General features: G+C 23.2%; 13 protein-coding genes. 9 read left to right on the top strand and 4 right to left on the bottom strand.

The window, feature by feature from the left end:
- Window positions 1-7: 7 nt before the first annotated feature.
- Genes lpdA through rny form a run of 3 tightly spaced genes read right to left on the bottom strand, consistent with a single transcriptional unit; the run spans window position 8 to window position 4056 of the window.
- Window positions 8-1468 carry a dihydrolipoyl dehydrogenase gene (lpdA, locus tag H0H39_RS02290; RefSeq protein ID WP_185877274.1) on the bottom strand — a complete coding sequence of 487 codons (1461 nt, stop codon included), beginning with the start codon at window positions 1466-1468 and terminating at the stop codon, window positions 8-10.
- Window positions 1469-1504: 36 nt separating this feature from the next.
- Window positions 1505-2476 (bottom strand): deoxyhypusine synthase family protein, encoded by a 972-nt coding sequence (locus H0H39_RS02285; protein WP_185877273.1) that lies wholly within the window; start codon window positions 2474-2476, stop codon window positions 1505-1507.
- An 8-nt stretch (window positions 2477-2484) separates the two neighbouring features.
- Window positions 2485-4056 carry a ribonuclease Y gene (rny, locus tag H0H39_RS02280; protein WP_185877272.1) on the bottom strand — a complete coding sequence of 524 codons (1572 nt, stop codon included), beginning with the start codon at window positions 4054-4056 and terminating at the stop codon, window positions 2485-2487.
- A gap of 187 nt (window positions 4057-4243) precedes the next feature.
- Here rny and H0H39_RS02275 point away from each other — a divergent pair, with 187 nt between their 5' ends.
- The 8 genes from H0H39_RS02275 (at window position 4244) to rplS (ending at window position 13258) form a co-directional block, all read left to right on the top strand.
- A complete protein-coding gene (locus H0H39_RS02275) occupies window positions 4244-5419 on the top strand; it encodes a cysteine desulfurase family protein (RefSeq protein WP_185877271.1) in 1176 nt (391 codons plus the stop codon).
- Complete coding sequence (locus H0H39_RS02270; RefSeq protein WP_238785635.1) at window positions 5416-6069, top strand: succinate dehydrogenase cytochrome b subunit; 654 nt, start codon at window positions 5416-5418, stop codon at window positions 6067-6069. Before H0H39_RS02275 ends, H0H39_RS02270 begins: the two co-directional genes overlap by 4 nt.
- Before the next feature lie 2 nt (window positions 6070-6071).
- Window positions 6072-8102 (top strand): fumarate reductase/succinate dehydrogenase flavoprotein subunit, encoded by a 2031-nt coding sequence (locus H0H39_RS02265; RefSeq protein ID WP_185877270.1) that lies wholly within the window; start codon window positions 6072-6074, stop codon window positions 8100-8102.
- An 11-nt stretch (window positions 8103-8113) separates the two neighbouring features.
- Entirely contained in the window at window positions 8114-8872 is a 759-nt protein-coding gene (locus H0H39_RS02260; protein WP_185877269.1) for a succinate dehydrogenase/fumarate reductase iron-sulfur subunit, read from the top strand.
- A gap of 11 nt (window positions 8873-8883) precedes the next feature.
- Window positions 8884-9849, top strand: coding sequence for an acetyl-CoA carboxylase carboxyltransferase subunit alpha (locus tag H0H39_RS02255; RefSeq protein ID WP_185877268.1), 966 nt, complete (start codon window positions 8884-8886; stop codon window positions 9847-9849).
- Window positions 9846-11432 (top strand): replicative DNA helicase, encoded by a 1587-nt coding sequence (gene dnaB, locus H0H39_RS02250; protein ID WP_185877267.1) that lies wholly within the window; start codon window positions 9846-9848, stop codon window positions 11430-11432. The genes H0H39_RS02255 and dnaB overlap by 4 nt, the downstream gene beginning before the upstream one ends.
- Before the next feature lie 82 nt (window positions 11433-11514).
- Window positions 11515-12906 carry a phosphoglucosamine mutase gene (gene glmM / locus H0H39_RS02245; RefSeq protein ID WP_185877266.1) on the top strand — a complete coding sequence of 464 codons (1392 nt, stop codon included), beginning with the start codon at window positions 11515-11517 and terminating at the stop codon, window positions 12904-12906.
- A 1-nt stretch (window position 12907) separates the two neighbouring features.
- Entirely contained in the window at window positions 12908-13258 is a 351-nt protein-coding gene (gene rplS, locus H0H39_RS02240; RefSeq protein WP_185877265.1) for a 50S ribosomal protein L19, read from the top strand.
- An 89-nt stretch (window positions 13259-13347) separates the two neighbouring features.
- Here rplS and H0H39_RS02235 read toward each other — a convergent pair whose 3' ends face one another.
- Window positions 13348-13644, bottom strand: coding sequence for a hypothetical protein (locus H0H39_RS02235; protein WP_238785634.1), 297 nt, complete (start codon window positions 13642-13644; stop codon window positions 13348-13350).
- Window positions 13645-13855: 211 nt separating this feature from the next.
- Here H0H39_RS02235 and guaB point away from each other — a divergent pair, with 211 nt between their 5' ends.
- On the top strand, window positions 13856-15319 hold the full coding sequence (gene guaB / locus H0H39_RS02230; RefSeq protein WP_185877263.1) for an IMP dehydrogenase: 1464 nt from the start codon (window positions 13856-13858) through the stop codon (window positions 15317-15319).
- The last annotated feature ends 7 nt before the right edge of the window (window positions 15320-15326 follow it).

Here is a 15326-nt window from a genome sequence, read left to right as displayed (position 1 = left end):
ATTATTATTATATGTGAATTGATTTATTCTCAAAATTCATAAGTGATACTTCTTTATAAGATTCACTAAAAGTAGGATGAGGATGACATATTCTATATATATCTTCAGAAGAAGCATTAAATTCCATAGCAACAACAGCTTCCATAATAATATCTGAAGCAAATTCGCTTATTATATGAACTCCTAATATTTCATCTGTTTTTTTATCAGAAATCATTTTTATAAATCCATCAATACATCCACTAGAACGAGCTCTTCCTAATGCTTTCATAGGAAAATTTCCAATATTATATTCTATTTTATTTTCTTTTAATTCATATTCTGTATATCCAACACTAGATACTTCTGGATAAGTATATATAATAGAAGGAATTAGATTATAATTTAATATATTTGGTTTGTTTCCAATTATATGTTCAACAACATATAACCCTTCTTCTTCTGCTTTATGTGCTAACATTTTTCCTCCTATAACATCTCCAATAGCATATATATTATTAATTGTAGTTTGTAAATTTTTATCAACAATTATAAATCCTTTATTATCTTTTTTTATTCCTATATTTTCTAATCCCAAATTAGATGTATAAGGAATTCTTCCTATTGATATAAGACAACAATTTCCATTAAATGAAAATTTATTTCCAGAATTATCTATAGTAGATACTAATATTTCTTCAGATTTTTCTAAAATTTCTATTTCTTGTACAAATAAAGAATTTTTAATTTTTATAGATGATTTTTCTAAAATTTTTTTCATCTCATTACTTATTGAATGATCCATGTTTGGTATTATTCTATCCATACTATCAATAATAATAACTTCACTTCCTAATCTGCTAAAAACAGAACTTAATTCTAATCCAATAAATCCTCCACCAATTGTTATAAGTTTTTTTGGAATTTTATTCATATTTAATGCTTTTGTAGAGGTTATAATTTTATTATTTAATTCATTATCATTATAATAATTTTTTTTAATAATATTTTTTGATAAATTTAATGGAAAAGATCCTGTAGATATTATACAATTTTTAAATTGTATTTTATGTTTTTCAATCATTGATTCATGATCTTTAATTGATAAAATATTTTTTGTATTAAAATATCCAATTCCATTATATATATCAATATTATTTTTTCTCATTAAATATTTAATACCATTATTTATATTTTCAATAGTTTTATTTTTTCTATTAATAATTTTATTTAAATCAAATTTTAGTTTTTCAAAAAAAATTCCATGTGAAGAAAAATTTTTTTTAGCTATAAAAAAATTCTTAGAAGAATCTAAAAGACATTTTGATGGTATGCATCCTGTATTTAAACAGGTTCCACCTAAAAAATTTTTATTTTTTTCAATTATAGCTGTACGTAATCCAAAATGATTAGCTCTTATAGCAGAAATATATCCTCCTGGTCCTGATCCTATAATAACAAGATCATATGATTTAAAATTATTATTCATATTAATTGAATTTATATATTGTAAAAATAAATAAAATTACATATTTAACACATATGCAAAAATTAATGGTGCTACTATAGTAGCATCTGATTCTATCATGAATTTTGGAGTATTTTTATCTAATTTTCCCCAAGTTATTTTTTCATTAGGAACTGCTCCAGAATAAGATCCATAACTAGTAGTAGAATCAGATATTTGACAAAAATATCCCCAAAAAGGAACTGAAATTCCTATATCTTGTGACAACATAGGGACAACACATATAGGAAAATCTCCAGATATTCCTCCACCAATTTGAAAAAATCCTATTTTATGTTTAATACATTCTTTTTTATACCATTCTGCTAAATATATCATATATTCAATTCCATTTTTTATAATATTAGTATGAAATTTATTTTTCATGCAGTATGAAGAAAATATATTTCCTATTGTACTATCTTCCCATCCTGGAACTATAATTGGTAAATTTTTTTTTGCTGCTGCTAATACCCAACTATCATTTGGATCTATATTATAATACGGCTCTAATATTTTATCTAATAGTATTTGATATATATATTCATGTGGAAAATATCTTTTTGAGCTATTTTTAGCTTTATTCCATACTGTAAATATATGATTTTGTAATTTTTTAAAAGCTTTTTCTTCTGGTATACAGGTATCAGTTATTCTGCTATAACCATTTTTTAAAAGAATTTTTTCATCATCAGGAGTTAAATCTTTATAATTAGGAATTTTTTTATAATAAGAATTTGATATTAAATTTAATATGTCTTCTTCCAGATTAGCTCCTGTACAGGATATAATGTGTACTTTATTTTTTCTAATCATTTCCGATAAAATTTTACCCAATTCTGCAGTACTCATTGCTCCTGCTAATGTAATCATCATTTTTCCATTATTTTTAATATGATTTTTATAAGCTTTTGCTGATTCATATAAATTTAATGCATTAAAATGACAAAAATATTTTTTTATGAATGAAGTTATAGAAGTATTTTTCATAATATTTTTTATCTAGCTATTTGTACTGCTCTTGTTTCTCTAATTACTGTTACTTTTATTTGTCCAGGATAGGTCATTTCATTTTTTATTTTTTCTGTTATATCATAGGATAGTTGAAAAATTTTTTCATCATTTATTTTTTTACTTTCTACAAGAACTCTGAGTTCTCTTCCTGCTTGGATAGCAAATGCTTTATTTACTCCATTAAAACTAAGAGCTATATTTTCTAAATTTTTTAATCTTTTTGAATAAGATTCAAAAGAATTTTTTCTTGCACCTGGTCTTGATCCACTTATAGAATCTGATATTTGAACAATAGGAGATATTAAAACTTTCATTTCTATTTCATTATGATGTGATCCTATAGCGTTACATACATCTATGTTTTCTCCATATTTTTCTGCCCATTGCATACCTAAAATAGCATGAGATAGTTCAGATTCATTTTCAGGAATTTTTCCTATATCATGTAATAATCCTGCACGTTTTGCAAGTTTTGCATTTAAACCTAATTCTGATGCTAATATAGATGATATATTAGCAACTTCTCTAGAATGTTGTAATAAATTTTGACCATAAGAAGATCTATATCTCATTTTTCCTATTATTTTTATTAATTCAGGATGAATTCCATGTATATCTAAGTCTATTATACTTTTTTTTCCTATTTCTATTATTTCTTCTTCAATTTGTTTTTCTGTTTTTGCAACAATTTCTTCTATTTTTGCTGGATTAATACGTCCATCTATTACTAATTTATGAAGAGATAATCTTGCTATTTCTCTTCTTATTGGATTAAAACATGATAAAAGTACAGATTTTGGAGTATCGTCTACAATAATTTCTACTCCAGTTGCTTTTTCCAAAGTTCTTATATTTCTACCTTCTTTTCCAATAATACGTCCTTTTATGTCATCTGATTCTATATTAAATATAGATATAGAATTTTCAACAGATTGTTCTGTACTTAATCTTTGTATTGTATTAATTATAATTTTTTTTGCTTCAGTTTTTGCATTTAATTGTGATTCTTCTATAATATTTTTTATATAAGATTGTGCTTTTATTTTAGCATCTTCTTTTAATGAATTTATTAATTCATTTTTTGCTTCTTCTGAAGAATAATTTGATATTTTTTCAAGTATTTTTATTTGTTTTTTATATAAATTTTCAAATTCTTTTTGTTTTTTGTTAAAAATTTTATATTTTTTTTCATATTCATATATTTGTGTTTCTAATCTATTATTTTTTTTAAAATATATATCTATTTCTCTATAAAGTCTTTTATTTTTTTTTTTTGTTTGATTTTCTATATTAGTTATTTCTCTTTCTCTGGAAAGAATATTTCTATCATATTTTAATTTCAATTCTAAAACTTTTTTTTTTGCATAGATAATTTTCTTATTTTTTATGGATTCACCATCTATTTCTGCAATACTTATAATATTTTTTGCCTTATCACGGGCTTTTTTTAAAATTTTAAAATGTTTTTTTAGTATGGTTTTTTTTCCAAAAAAATAACACATAAGGACTCCTGATATAAACCCCATTAATACAGAAAATCCAACATCTATTTTCATAATCTTAATTTAATTTAAAAAAAATTATACATTTTAAAAAACATTGAAAAAATTTAAGTATTTAATGATAAAATCAAATGTATTTTTTATACAATTATGTTGAAATTTATAAATTAAAAATTATATAAAAAGAATTTGAATTTATTAATCATTATTTTTGTTATTTGTTAAAAATAATTTTATTTCAATGAAACGTGCATATTTAGATAATGCATCTACTACTCCTATAAGAAAAGAGGTAATAAAAAGTATGGTTACCTCTTTGAGGTATACATTTGGAAATCCATCTTCTTTACAACATAGTTATGGAAGAAAAGCTAGATCTGTTATAGAAGAATCTAGAATTTGTGTAGCAAATAGTATTAATTCTTATCCAAATGAAATTATTTTTACTTCTGGTGGAACTGAATCTAATAACCTTGTATTAAATTTATCTTTTTATAAATTGGGAGTTAAACATGTTTTAACATCTAAATTAGAACATTATTCTATTTTACATTCATTATCAATTTTATCTGAAAAAAATAATGTATCTGTAAGCTTTATTAAATTCGATAAATATGGAATTATTGATATGGATCATATGGAAAAAATTTTGAAGAAATTTTCTTCAAAAAAAATTCTTGTTACTTTAATGTATGCTAATAATGAAATTGGAAATTTGTTATTTGATATACAAACGGTAATTTTTTTATGTAAAAAATATGGAGCATATTTTCATTCAGATACAATTCAATTTGTAGGAAATTTTCCAATTGATATGAAAAAATTTAATATAGATTTTATTACAGCAAGTGCTCATAAATTTTATGGACCAAAAGGAGTTGGATTCATTTTTATAAGAAAAAATATTTTGAATGAAATTAATAGTAAACAAAAGTATAAAATATTTGAAAATCAAGAATATGGAATTAGAAATGGAACAGAAAATGTTCCAGGAATAGTTGGAATATCTAAAGCAATACAATTATCATTGTGTGATAAAAATCATATAAAAAAAATATATAAATTAAAAAAATATTGCATATCACAATTAAAAAATAATATTCCAAACGTAATATTTAATGGACTTTCATTTGATTGTAAAAAAAGTATTCCTACTATATTAAATTTTTTATATCCAATAAAAAAAATTGATAATTTACTTTATTTTCATTTAGATTTGATGGGTGTTTCTGTATCAAAAGGAAGTGCATGTAGTAATTCTATGAAAAATATATCACATGTTATTAAATTAATTGTGGATAATTTTTTTTTGACAAAAATGATGCCTATAAGAGTTTCTTTTGGAATATTTAATGAAAAAAAAGATATAGATTTGTTAGTTGAATCTTTACAAAGAATAAAAAGATATTTAAAGTGAACATAAATTATTCAATGTTTTTTAGATCTACTATTGGTAAAAAATTAATCTCAGGTATTACTGGAATTTTTCTTATGATATTTTTGCTGTTACATTTAAGTATAAATTTTTCTCTTTTTTTTGGAGAAGAATCATTTAATAATGCTGTTTATTTTATGAAAAAAAATATCATTATACGAATTATGGAATATATTTTAGCTTTAGGTTTTATTATACATATTTTAATGGGAATTAAACTTTATTTTCATAATAGAAAAGTTAAAGGAAAAGTTGATTATTCTATAAATAATTCAAATTCAATTACATCATTTAGCAGTCGTTCAATGATATTTACTGGTATTTTAATTTTATGTTTTTTGATTTTACATTTAATAAATTTTACTATTCCTATGAAATATAATACATATCATCATATATCTGATTATAATTTAGTTACTTCCTTGTTTAAAAATCCTTTTTATACATTTATTTATATTTTTTCATTTATAATATTAGGAATTCATTTAAATCATGGATTTCAATCTTCTTTTCAATCTTTGGGATTGTCTAATAATAAAAATATTATTTATATAAAAAAAATAGGATATTACTATTTTTTATTTATTAGTATCGGATTTTCTACTATTGCTATTTGGTTTTTTTTTAATTAATTATGAAAAATTTATTGAAATTTGACTCAAAAATTCCAACAGGAGATTTGTCAAATAAATGGAAAAATTATAAACAATCATTAAATAAAATATCACCTAATAATAGAAATAAATTAGATATAATTGTGGTTGGAACAGGCTTAGCTGGAAGTTCTGCTTCAGCTACATTAGCAGAATTAGGATATAATATTAAATCATTTTGTTATCAAGATTCACCTAGAAGAGCTCATTCAGTAGCAGCACAAGGAGGGATTAACGCTTCTAAAAATTATAAATCTGATAACGATTCTATATATCAACTTTTTTGTGATACAATAAAAGGTGGAGATTTTAGATCAAGAGAATCTAATGTATATCGTTTAGCTGAAATATCTTCTGATATTATTGATCAATGTGTAGCACAAGGAGTTCCATTTGCAAGAGATTATGCTGGATATCTAGATACAAGATCTTTTGGAGGAACAAAAGTATCAAGAACTTTTTATGCAAAAGGTCAAACAGGTCAACAATTATTATTAGGATGTTATTCTTCAATGTCTAGACAAATAGGAAAAGGAAGAATAAAAATGTTCAATAGGCATGAAATGTTAGATATAGTAGTTATAGATGGAATAGCCAGAGGAATAATTGCTAGAAATTTAATTAATGGAGAAATAGAAAAACATATTTCTCATGCTGTAGTTATTGCTTCAGGTGGATATGGTAATATATTTTTTTTATCTACTAATGCTATGGGATCTAACGCAAGTGCTATATGGAAAATTCATAAAAAAGGTGCTTTTTTTGCTAATCCTTGTTTTACTCAAATTCATCCTACATGTATTCCTCCACATGGAGATTATCAATCTAAATTAACATTAATGTCTGAATCATTACGTAATGATGGAAGAATATGGATACCAAAATATTTAAAAGATTGTAATTCTATAAGAAATGGATATAAATCTTCTAAAGATATTGATGAAAAAAATAGAGATTATTTTTTGGAAAAACGTTATCCTTCATTCGGAAATTTAGTACCTAGAGATGTAGCTTCTAGAGCCGTAAAAGAACGTTGTGATAAAGGATTTGGTATAGGAAAAAATGAAAATGGAGAAGGAGTTTTTTTAGATTTTGAACATTCAATATACAAATATGGAAGAGAAAAAGCTAATGAATTAGGATTAGGTAATGAATTAAATAGTTTAAAAATTAAAAATTTAGGAAAATCTATTTTAGAATCTAAATATGGAAATTTATTTCATATGTATAAAAAAATTACTAATGAAGATCCATATGAAGTTCCTATGGAAATATATCCTTCTGTTCATTATACAATGGGAGGAATTTGGGTTGATTATAATTTAATGTCTACTATTCCTGGATGTTTTGTTATAGGAGAGTCAAATTTTTCTGATCATGGATCAAATAGATTAGGAGCTTCTGCTTTAATGCAGGGATTAGCCGATGGATATTTTATACTTCCTTATACTATTACAGATTATTTATCTAGATATGTTAATATAAATGAAACAAATAAATTAACTATAAATCATAATCAATTTGTAAATTCAGAAAAAAAAGTAAAAGATTCAATTGATTTTTTTATAAAAAATAAAGGTAAAACTCCTGTTGATTTTTTTCATAAAAAATTGGGAAATGTTATGTGGAAATATATTGGAATGAGTAGAACAGGTATAGGATTAATTAAATCTATAAAAATTATAAAAGAAATACGAAAAGAATTTTGGAAAAATGTTTTTGTTCCTGGTAACAAATATGGATTAAACCCAGAATTAGAAAAAGCTATGAGAGTATCGGATTTTTTATATTTAAGTGAATTAATGGCAATGGATGCTTTAAATAGAAAAGAATCTTGTGGAAGTCATTTTAGAGAAGAATATCAAACAAAAGAAGGAGAAGCTCTTCGTGATGACAAAAATTATCAATATGTATCTGTATGGGAACATAACAAATCAGTTGATAAATCAATAATGTATAAAGAAAATATAAATTTTAATTTTCTAAAATTAGAAACAAGATCTTATAAATAATAATATTTGTTATGGAAAAACTTCTTAATTTTAAATTAAATATTTGGAGACAAAAAGATAATAAAGAAAAAGGAAAATTTAAAACATATAATGTAAGAAACATATCTCCTAATTGTTCTTTTTTAGAAATGTTAGATATTATAAATAATGAAATTATCATTTCTAAAAATAATGATGAACCTATATCGTTTGATCATGATTGTAGAGAAGGTATTTGTGGAATGTGTTCTTTATATATAAATGGAAGGGCACATGGTCCAGACAAATTAATTACAACTTGTCAATTACATATGAGAAAATTTAATAATGGAGATACTATTATTGTAGAACCTTGGAGGGCAAAGTCTTTTCCTGTAATTAAAGATCTTATTGTAGATAGATCAGCTTTTGATAGAATTATTATTTCAGGAGGATTTATTTCTGTAAATACTTTTGGTAAAAGTATAGATGGAAATTCTATTCTTATTTCAAAGGATTTATCAGAAAAATCTTTTGATGCAGCTTCATGTATTGGTTGTGGAGCTTGTGTTGCTGCATGTAAAAATAAATCTGCTATGTTATTTGTTTCATCAAAAGTTTCTCAATTTTCTTTTTTACCTCAAGGAAAAATAGAGAGAAAAGATAGAGTAATAAATATGGTAAATAAAATGGATGAAGAAGGATTTGGTAGTTGTACAAATACTAAAGCATGTGAAATAGAATGTCCAAAAGGAATATCTACAGAATATATTTCTATTTTAAATAAAGAATATATAAAATCATTTATTTAAATATTATATTTATGGAGTATTTGGATTTTGAAAAACCAATACAAGAAATTCAAGATCAATATATTAATTGTATTATTATAGAAAAAAAAATTGGAGTTGATATGAAAAATATATGTTCTCAATTGAAATGTAAATTAGAAAATACTATTAAAAAAATTCATAATAATTTAACTCCATGGCAAAGAGTTCAATTATCTAGACATCCTAATAGACCATATACTTTAGATTATATTTATTCTATAACTAAAAAAGATTCATTTATAGAATTACATGGAGATCGTAATTTTGGAGATGATAAAGCAATGGTTGGAGGATTTGGAATTATAGATAATAATATTTTTATGTTAATAGGAACACAAAAGGGAAGAAATACAAAAGATAGACAATATAGAAGATTTGGAATGCCTAATCCAGAAGGATATAGAAAAGCCTTACGTCTTATGAAATTAGCAGAAAAGTTTAAAAAACCAATAATTACTTTTATAGATACTCCAGGCGCTTTTCCTGGAATTGATGCTGAAAAAAGAGGTCAAGGAGAAGCTATTGGTAGAAATATTTATGAAATGATGTCTTTAAAAGTTCCCATTATTGTTATAGTTATTGGAGAAGGAGCAAGTGGTGGAGCTTTAGGAATTGGAATAGGCGACAAAGTTTCTATGATGGAAAATACATGGTATTCTGTTATTTCTCCTGAAAGTTGTTCTACAATAATTTGGGGAAATTGGAGTAAAAAAAAAGAATCAGCAGATGCATTAAAATTAACTGCAAATGATATGTTTAAATTAAATCTTATAGATGATATAATAAAAGAACCATTAGGTGGTGCTCATTTTTTTCCTAAAAAAACATTTAAATTAGTGAAAAAAAAAATAATTAAATATTATAAAGAGTTATCTTCTATTAGTATAGATTCAATTGTTAGATATAGAAAAAATAAATATATTTCTATGGGAGTTTTTGAAGATTACAATATATGAAATATAAAAATAATTTATTTAATGAAGAAAAAATAATTGGAAAAATTCCACCTCAATCAATAGAAATAGAAGAGGCTATTATAGGTGCAATACTAATTGATAGAAAAGGATTAGATGAGATTGTAAACTTAATTTTTCCAGATGTTTTTTATAAAAAAGAACATAAATATATATATATAGCTATACGTAAATTATATGATAATTCTAAACCAGTAGATCTTTATACTGTATTAGACGAATTACAAAAAAGTGACAAATTAAATTTTGTAGGAGGAGAACTATATTTAATAGAATTAACACAAAAAGTAATTTCTTCTGCTCATATAAAATATCATAGTAAAATAATTCTTCATAAATTTATTTTAAGAGAACTTATAAAAATATCTTCTGAAATAGTAAGTAAATGTTATGATAAAAATATAGATGTTTTTAATTTATTGGATTATGCAGAATCAAAAATTTTTAATATAAATCAAAAATTCTTGATTAAAAAAGAATTTGAATCAATTCAATTTCTTGTTGATAAAGCTATTAATAAAATTAAAAATACTAAAAAAGAAGGATTAAGTGGAATATCATCTGGATATCATAAATTAGATTATATAACATCTGGATGGCAAAATTCTGATTTAATTATAATTGCTTCTAGGCCAGGAATGGGAAAAACAACTTTCATGTTATCCATGGTTAGAAATATAGTAATTAAACAAAAAATACCTGCTGTAATTTTTTCATTAGAAATGTCTTCTATTCAATTGGTTACAAAACTTATTTCATCGGAAACAGAAATTCCTTTAGATAAAATTAAAAGAGCTAGTTTATCAGATTTAGAATGGAATTTGTTGTGCAATGAAACAAAAAGACTAAAGAAATCACCTTTGTTTATAGATGATACTCCATCTTTATCTATATTTGATTTACGTGCTAAATGTCGTTATTTAATTTCTCAATATGGAATAAAATTAATATTAGTAGATTATATGCAATTAATGGGAATTACTTCTCATAGTTATGTAACTAAATCATTTCATAACAGAGAACAGGAAATATCTGTTATATCTAGAAATTTAAAATCTTTAGCTAAAGAATTAGATATTCCTATAATTGCATTGTCTCAATTATCTAGAGCAGTAGAAACAAGAGGAGGAAGTAAAAGACCTTTATTATCTGATTTAAGAGAATCTGGAGCTATAGAACAAGATGCAGATATAGTATTATTTATTTATAGACCAGAATACTATGGATTCAGAATATGGGATAATGATGACAAAAATGATTCTTGTATTGGACAAGCAGAAATAATAATATCTAAACATAGAAATGGTGGATTAGATAAATTTAGATTAGAGTTTATAGGATCAAAATCTAAATTTAAAAATATTATATATAATAAATCAACTTCATTAAGTTGGGATGAAGATTATAAAAAAAATGTAATAGAAAATGAAAAAAAAAATGTAATAGAAAATGAAAAAAATAATATAATATATCCACCTTTATCTCATAAAAACGAAGAAAAAATAAATAAAATAAATTATAATGATAATCTAAATTTAGATGAAGATAATTTTGATTTTAATTAAAAAAAATATATATATTTTATATAATTAATTTTTAATTAAATCAAAATTTAATTTTGTACTTTTGCACTAAAAAAATTTACGTTTGGTTATTGTAAAATCTTCATCTGGAATAAGAGGAACTATAGGTGGATTAGTAGGAAAATGTTTATCTCCAATAGATGTAGTTAAAATTATATCTGGATATGCATATTGGATAAAAAATCGTAGTAAACTATACAGAAATAAAAATATTATTCTATTAGGAATAGATGGAAGATCAACATCTGAAATGTTTCATAAATTGATTTCATCAACAATTAAAAGTTCAGGTATTAATATCCTAGATATAGGATTATCTACTACTCCTACAATTGGATTTGCAATTTTAAATGAAAATGTATTAGGAGGTATTATGATTACTGCTAGTCATAATCCAAAAAATTGGAATGGATTGAAATTATTTAATTATTATGGAGAATTTTTATCTTCAATAGAAATTAAATCTTTATTTAGAATTATAAAAAAAAAATATTTTAAATTCGTTTCTTATAAAAAATTAGGAAAAATTTTTTATAAGAAAGATTATATTAATAAACATATTAATAAAATATTATCATTACCTATTATAGATAAAGAAAATATAAAAAAATGTAAACTTAAAATAGTAGTAGATGGAATAAATTCAACAGGAGGAATAGCTGTACCAATTCTACTTAAAAAATTAGGAATTAATGTTATAAAAATACATTGTAATCCTGATGGTAACTTTAAACGAAATCCTGAACCTATAAAGAAAAATTTAAAAGAGATTTGTAAAAAAGTTTTGTCTGAAAAAGCAAATTTAGGAATATCTGTAGATCCAGATGTAGATAGAGTAGTTTTTATATGTGAAAATGGGGCATTTTTTGGAGAAGAATATACCTTAATATCTATTGTTGATTATATACTAAAAAATGAAAAAGGGCCTGTTGTTTCCACGTTATCATCATCTAATATATTAGAATATATATCTTTAAAAAATAAAGTTCCATTTTACACTTCTCCTGTAGGAGAAGTAAACGTAGTAAAACAAATGAAAAAAGTAAATGCAATTATTGGAGGAGAAGGAAATGGAGGTATTATATACCCAAAATTACGTTATGGAAGAGATGCTTTAATTGGAATAGCGTTATTTTTGTCTTATTTATCCAAATTAAATTGTATATCTTTATCAAATTTAAAAAAGTTATATCCTATATCTTTTATGTCTAAAAAAAAAATACGGTTATCATTTTGTTATAAAAAATTTATAGAAAATATAAAAAAAAAATATAAAAAAGAAAAAATAAACGTTAATGATGGTATTAAAATAAATTTTATGAATAATGAGTGGATACATATAAGAAAGTCTAATACTGAAAATATTATTAGGATATATTCAGAAAGTCATATATCAAATAATAGAGCTAATTATTTAACTAATGGAATAATAAATGATATAAAAAAAATTATTTAATATGTTCAATAGAAAGATTTTAGATTATGTAAATAATACTTTCAATAAGAAAAATAATTTTCCTTTATTTAAATCAGGATATACAATTACTATATTTTTTGAAATTAAAGAGGGAAATAAAAAAAGAATTCAATCTTTTAGAGGAGTAGTAATTAAAAAACAAGGAAATGGATTAATAAAAACATTTACTGTTAGAAAATATAGTTCTGGAATAGGAGTTGAACGTTTATTTCCAATAAATCAACCAAACATAATAAAAATAGATATAAATAAAAAAGGAAAAGTAAGAAGATCTAAAATATATTATATAAGAAAATTAAAAGGAAAAAAAGCAAAAATTAAAAATCAATAAAAAGCAAAAAAAGGATTTAATACGAAATATTACATAATAGATATACTCCTTATTTGTAATGTAATATACCTTTTTTTGCTTAATATATATTAATTATCTGTTACTTTTTTTTCGCTATCTTCAGAATTTGTTATTTTATCTTTATCAGATGTTATCCCATTATTTTCTTCATTATTATTTTTTGAAGACTCTTCTCCAGGAGTAGAAGGAGGTATATTTGTAGAAGATTGTGAATCTGTTGGATTTTCATTTCCATTAGATGGTTTTTCTTCTTCTGTTGCAGAAGAATTATTCTCATTGTTTTTATTTTTATTATTACAACCAATAGTTAGCAAAAACATAGCTAACAAAAAAATTGTAGTAACAGTAAATCTTAATTTTTTCATCATAATCAAATAATATTTCAATTGTTACACATTATGGACAAATTTATATAAAAATTTGAAATGAAAAAATATATGATTATTTGTCTTTTTTCATTATTAATGAAAAACAAATCTACAATTTTTATTTTTATATTGATAATAAGAATATTATAAATTAATTTTTACGTTATTTAATCAATTAATATTGAATCAATTAATAAAACAAAAAATTATGTCTTCAAACAAAAAGATCTTAAAAGAAGCTTTAACTTTTGATGATGTATTACTTGTTCCATCATATTCCTCAATTTTACCATCAGAAGTATCATTAAAAACATCTATAACTTCTGATATTACATTAAATATTCCAATATTAAGTGCAGCTATGGATACGGTTACTGAATCTTCTTTAGCTATATCTATTGCTAGAGAAGGAGGAATGGGAATAATTCATAAAAATATGGATATAAAAAATCAGACAAAAGAAGTTTATAAAGTAAAAAGATATGAGAGTGGAATTATAGATAATCCTATTACTCTTTCTAGAAAATCTACATTAAAATACGCTCAATATCTAATGAATAAATATAAAATATCAGGATTACCTGTAGTAGAAGAAAATAAATTATTAGTAGGTATTATAACAAAAAGAGATATAAAATATAGAATAGATATGGATTCTTTAGTAGAAGAAGTTATGACAAAAGAAAAATTGATAACATCTACAAAATGTATAACTACAGAAGAAGCAAAAAATATTCTAATTAAAGAAAGGATAGAAAAATTACCTATTGTAGATAGTTTTAATAAACTTGAAGGATTAATAACAATTAGAGATATAGATAATATAATTAAATATCCTAATGCATGTAAAGATTCTAGAGGATGTTTAAGAGTAGGAGCTGCAATAGGAGTAGATAAAAATATATTGGATAGAGTTGAATCATTAGTACAGGTAAAAGTTGATTTAATTGCTATAGATTCTGCTCATGGTCATTCTTCCAAAATTATTGATATTGTTAAATCAATTAGAAATTCATTTCCTAATATTACATTATTAGTAGGAAATATTGTAACTAAAGATGGAGCTAAAGATTTAATAGATGCTGGATCTTCTATTTTGAAAGTTGGAATTGGATCAGGATCAATATGTACAACTAGAGTTATAGCTGGAGTAGGAGTCCCTCAATTAACAGCTATAAATGAAGTATATAAATATTCAAAAAAAAGAAATGTTAGTGTTATTTCCGATGGAGGAATAAGATATTCTGGAGATATTGTAAAAGCTTTAGCTTTTGGAGCTAGTTCTGTTATGATAGGTAGTTTATTTGCTGGAACAGATGAATCTCCTGGAGAAGAAGTAATTTATCATGGAAGAAAATTTAAAACATATGTAGGAATGGGCTCATTATCAGCTATGAAAAGAGGTAGTAATGATAGATATTTTCAGTTTAATAATAAACTTGTTCCAGAAGGAATAGAAGCAATAGTTCCTTATAAAGGAAAGATAAAAGATGTTATTTATCAAATATGTGGAGGATTAAGATCAGGAATGGGGTATTGCGGTGTATCTAATATAAAAGAATTAATAAAAAAATCTAAGTTTGTTAAAATAACAAATTCTGGATTGAAAGAAAATCATCCACATAGTGTAAATATAATAAAAGAAGCTCCTAATTATTTTGGAAATGAATAATTAATTG

The organism is Blattabacterium cuenoti (genome assembly GCF_014252315.1).
Classification (GTDB): domain Bacteria; phylum Bacteroidota; class Bacteroidia; order Flavobacteriales; family Blattabacteriaceae; genus Blattabacterium; species Blattabacterium cuenoti_AI.
Note: the sequence above shows the minus strand (reverse complement) of the source record. Positions and strands in the feature narration are given on the sequence as shown.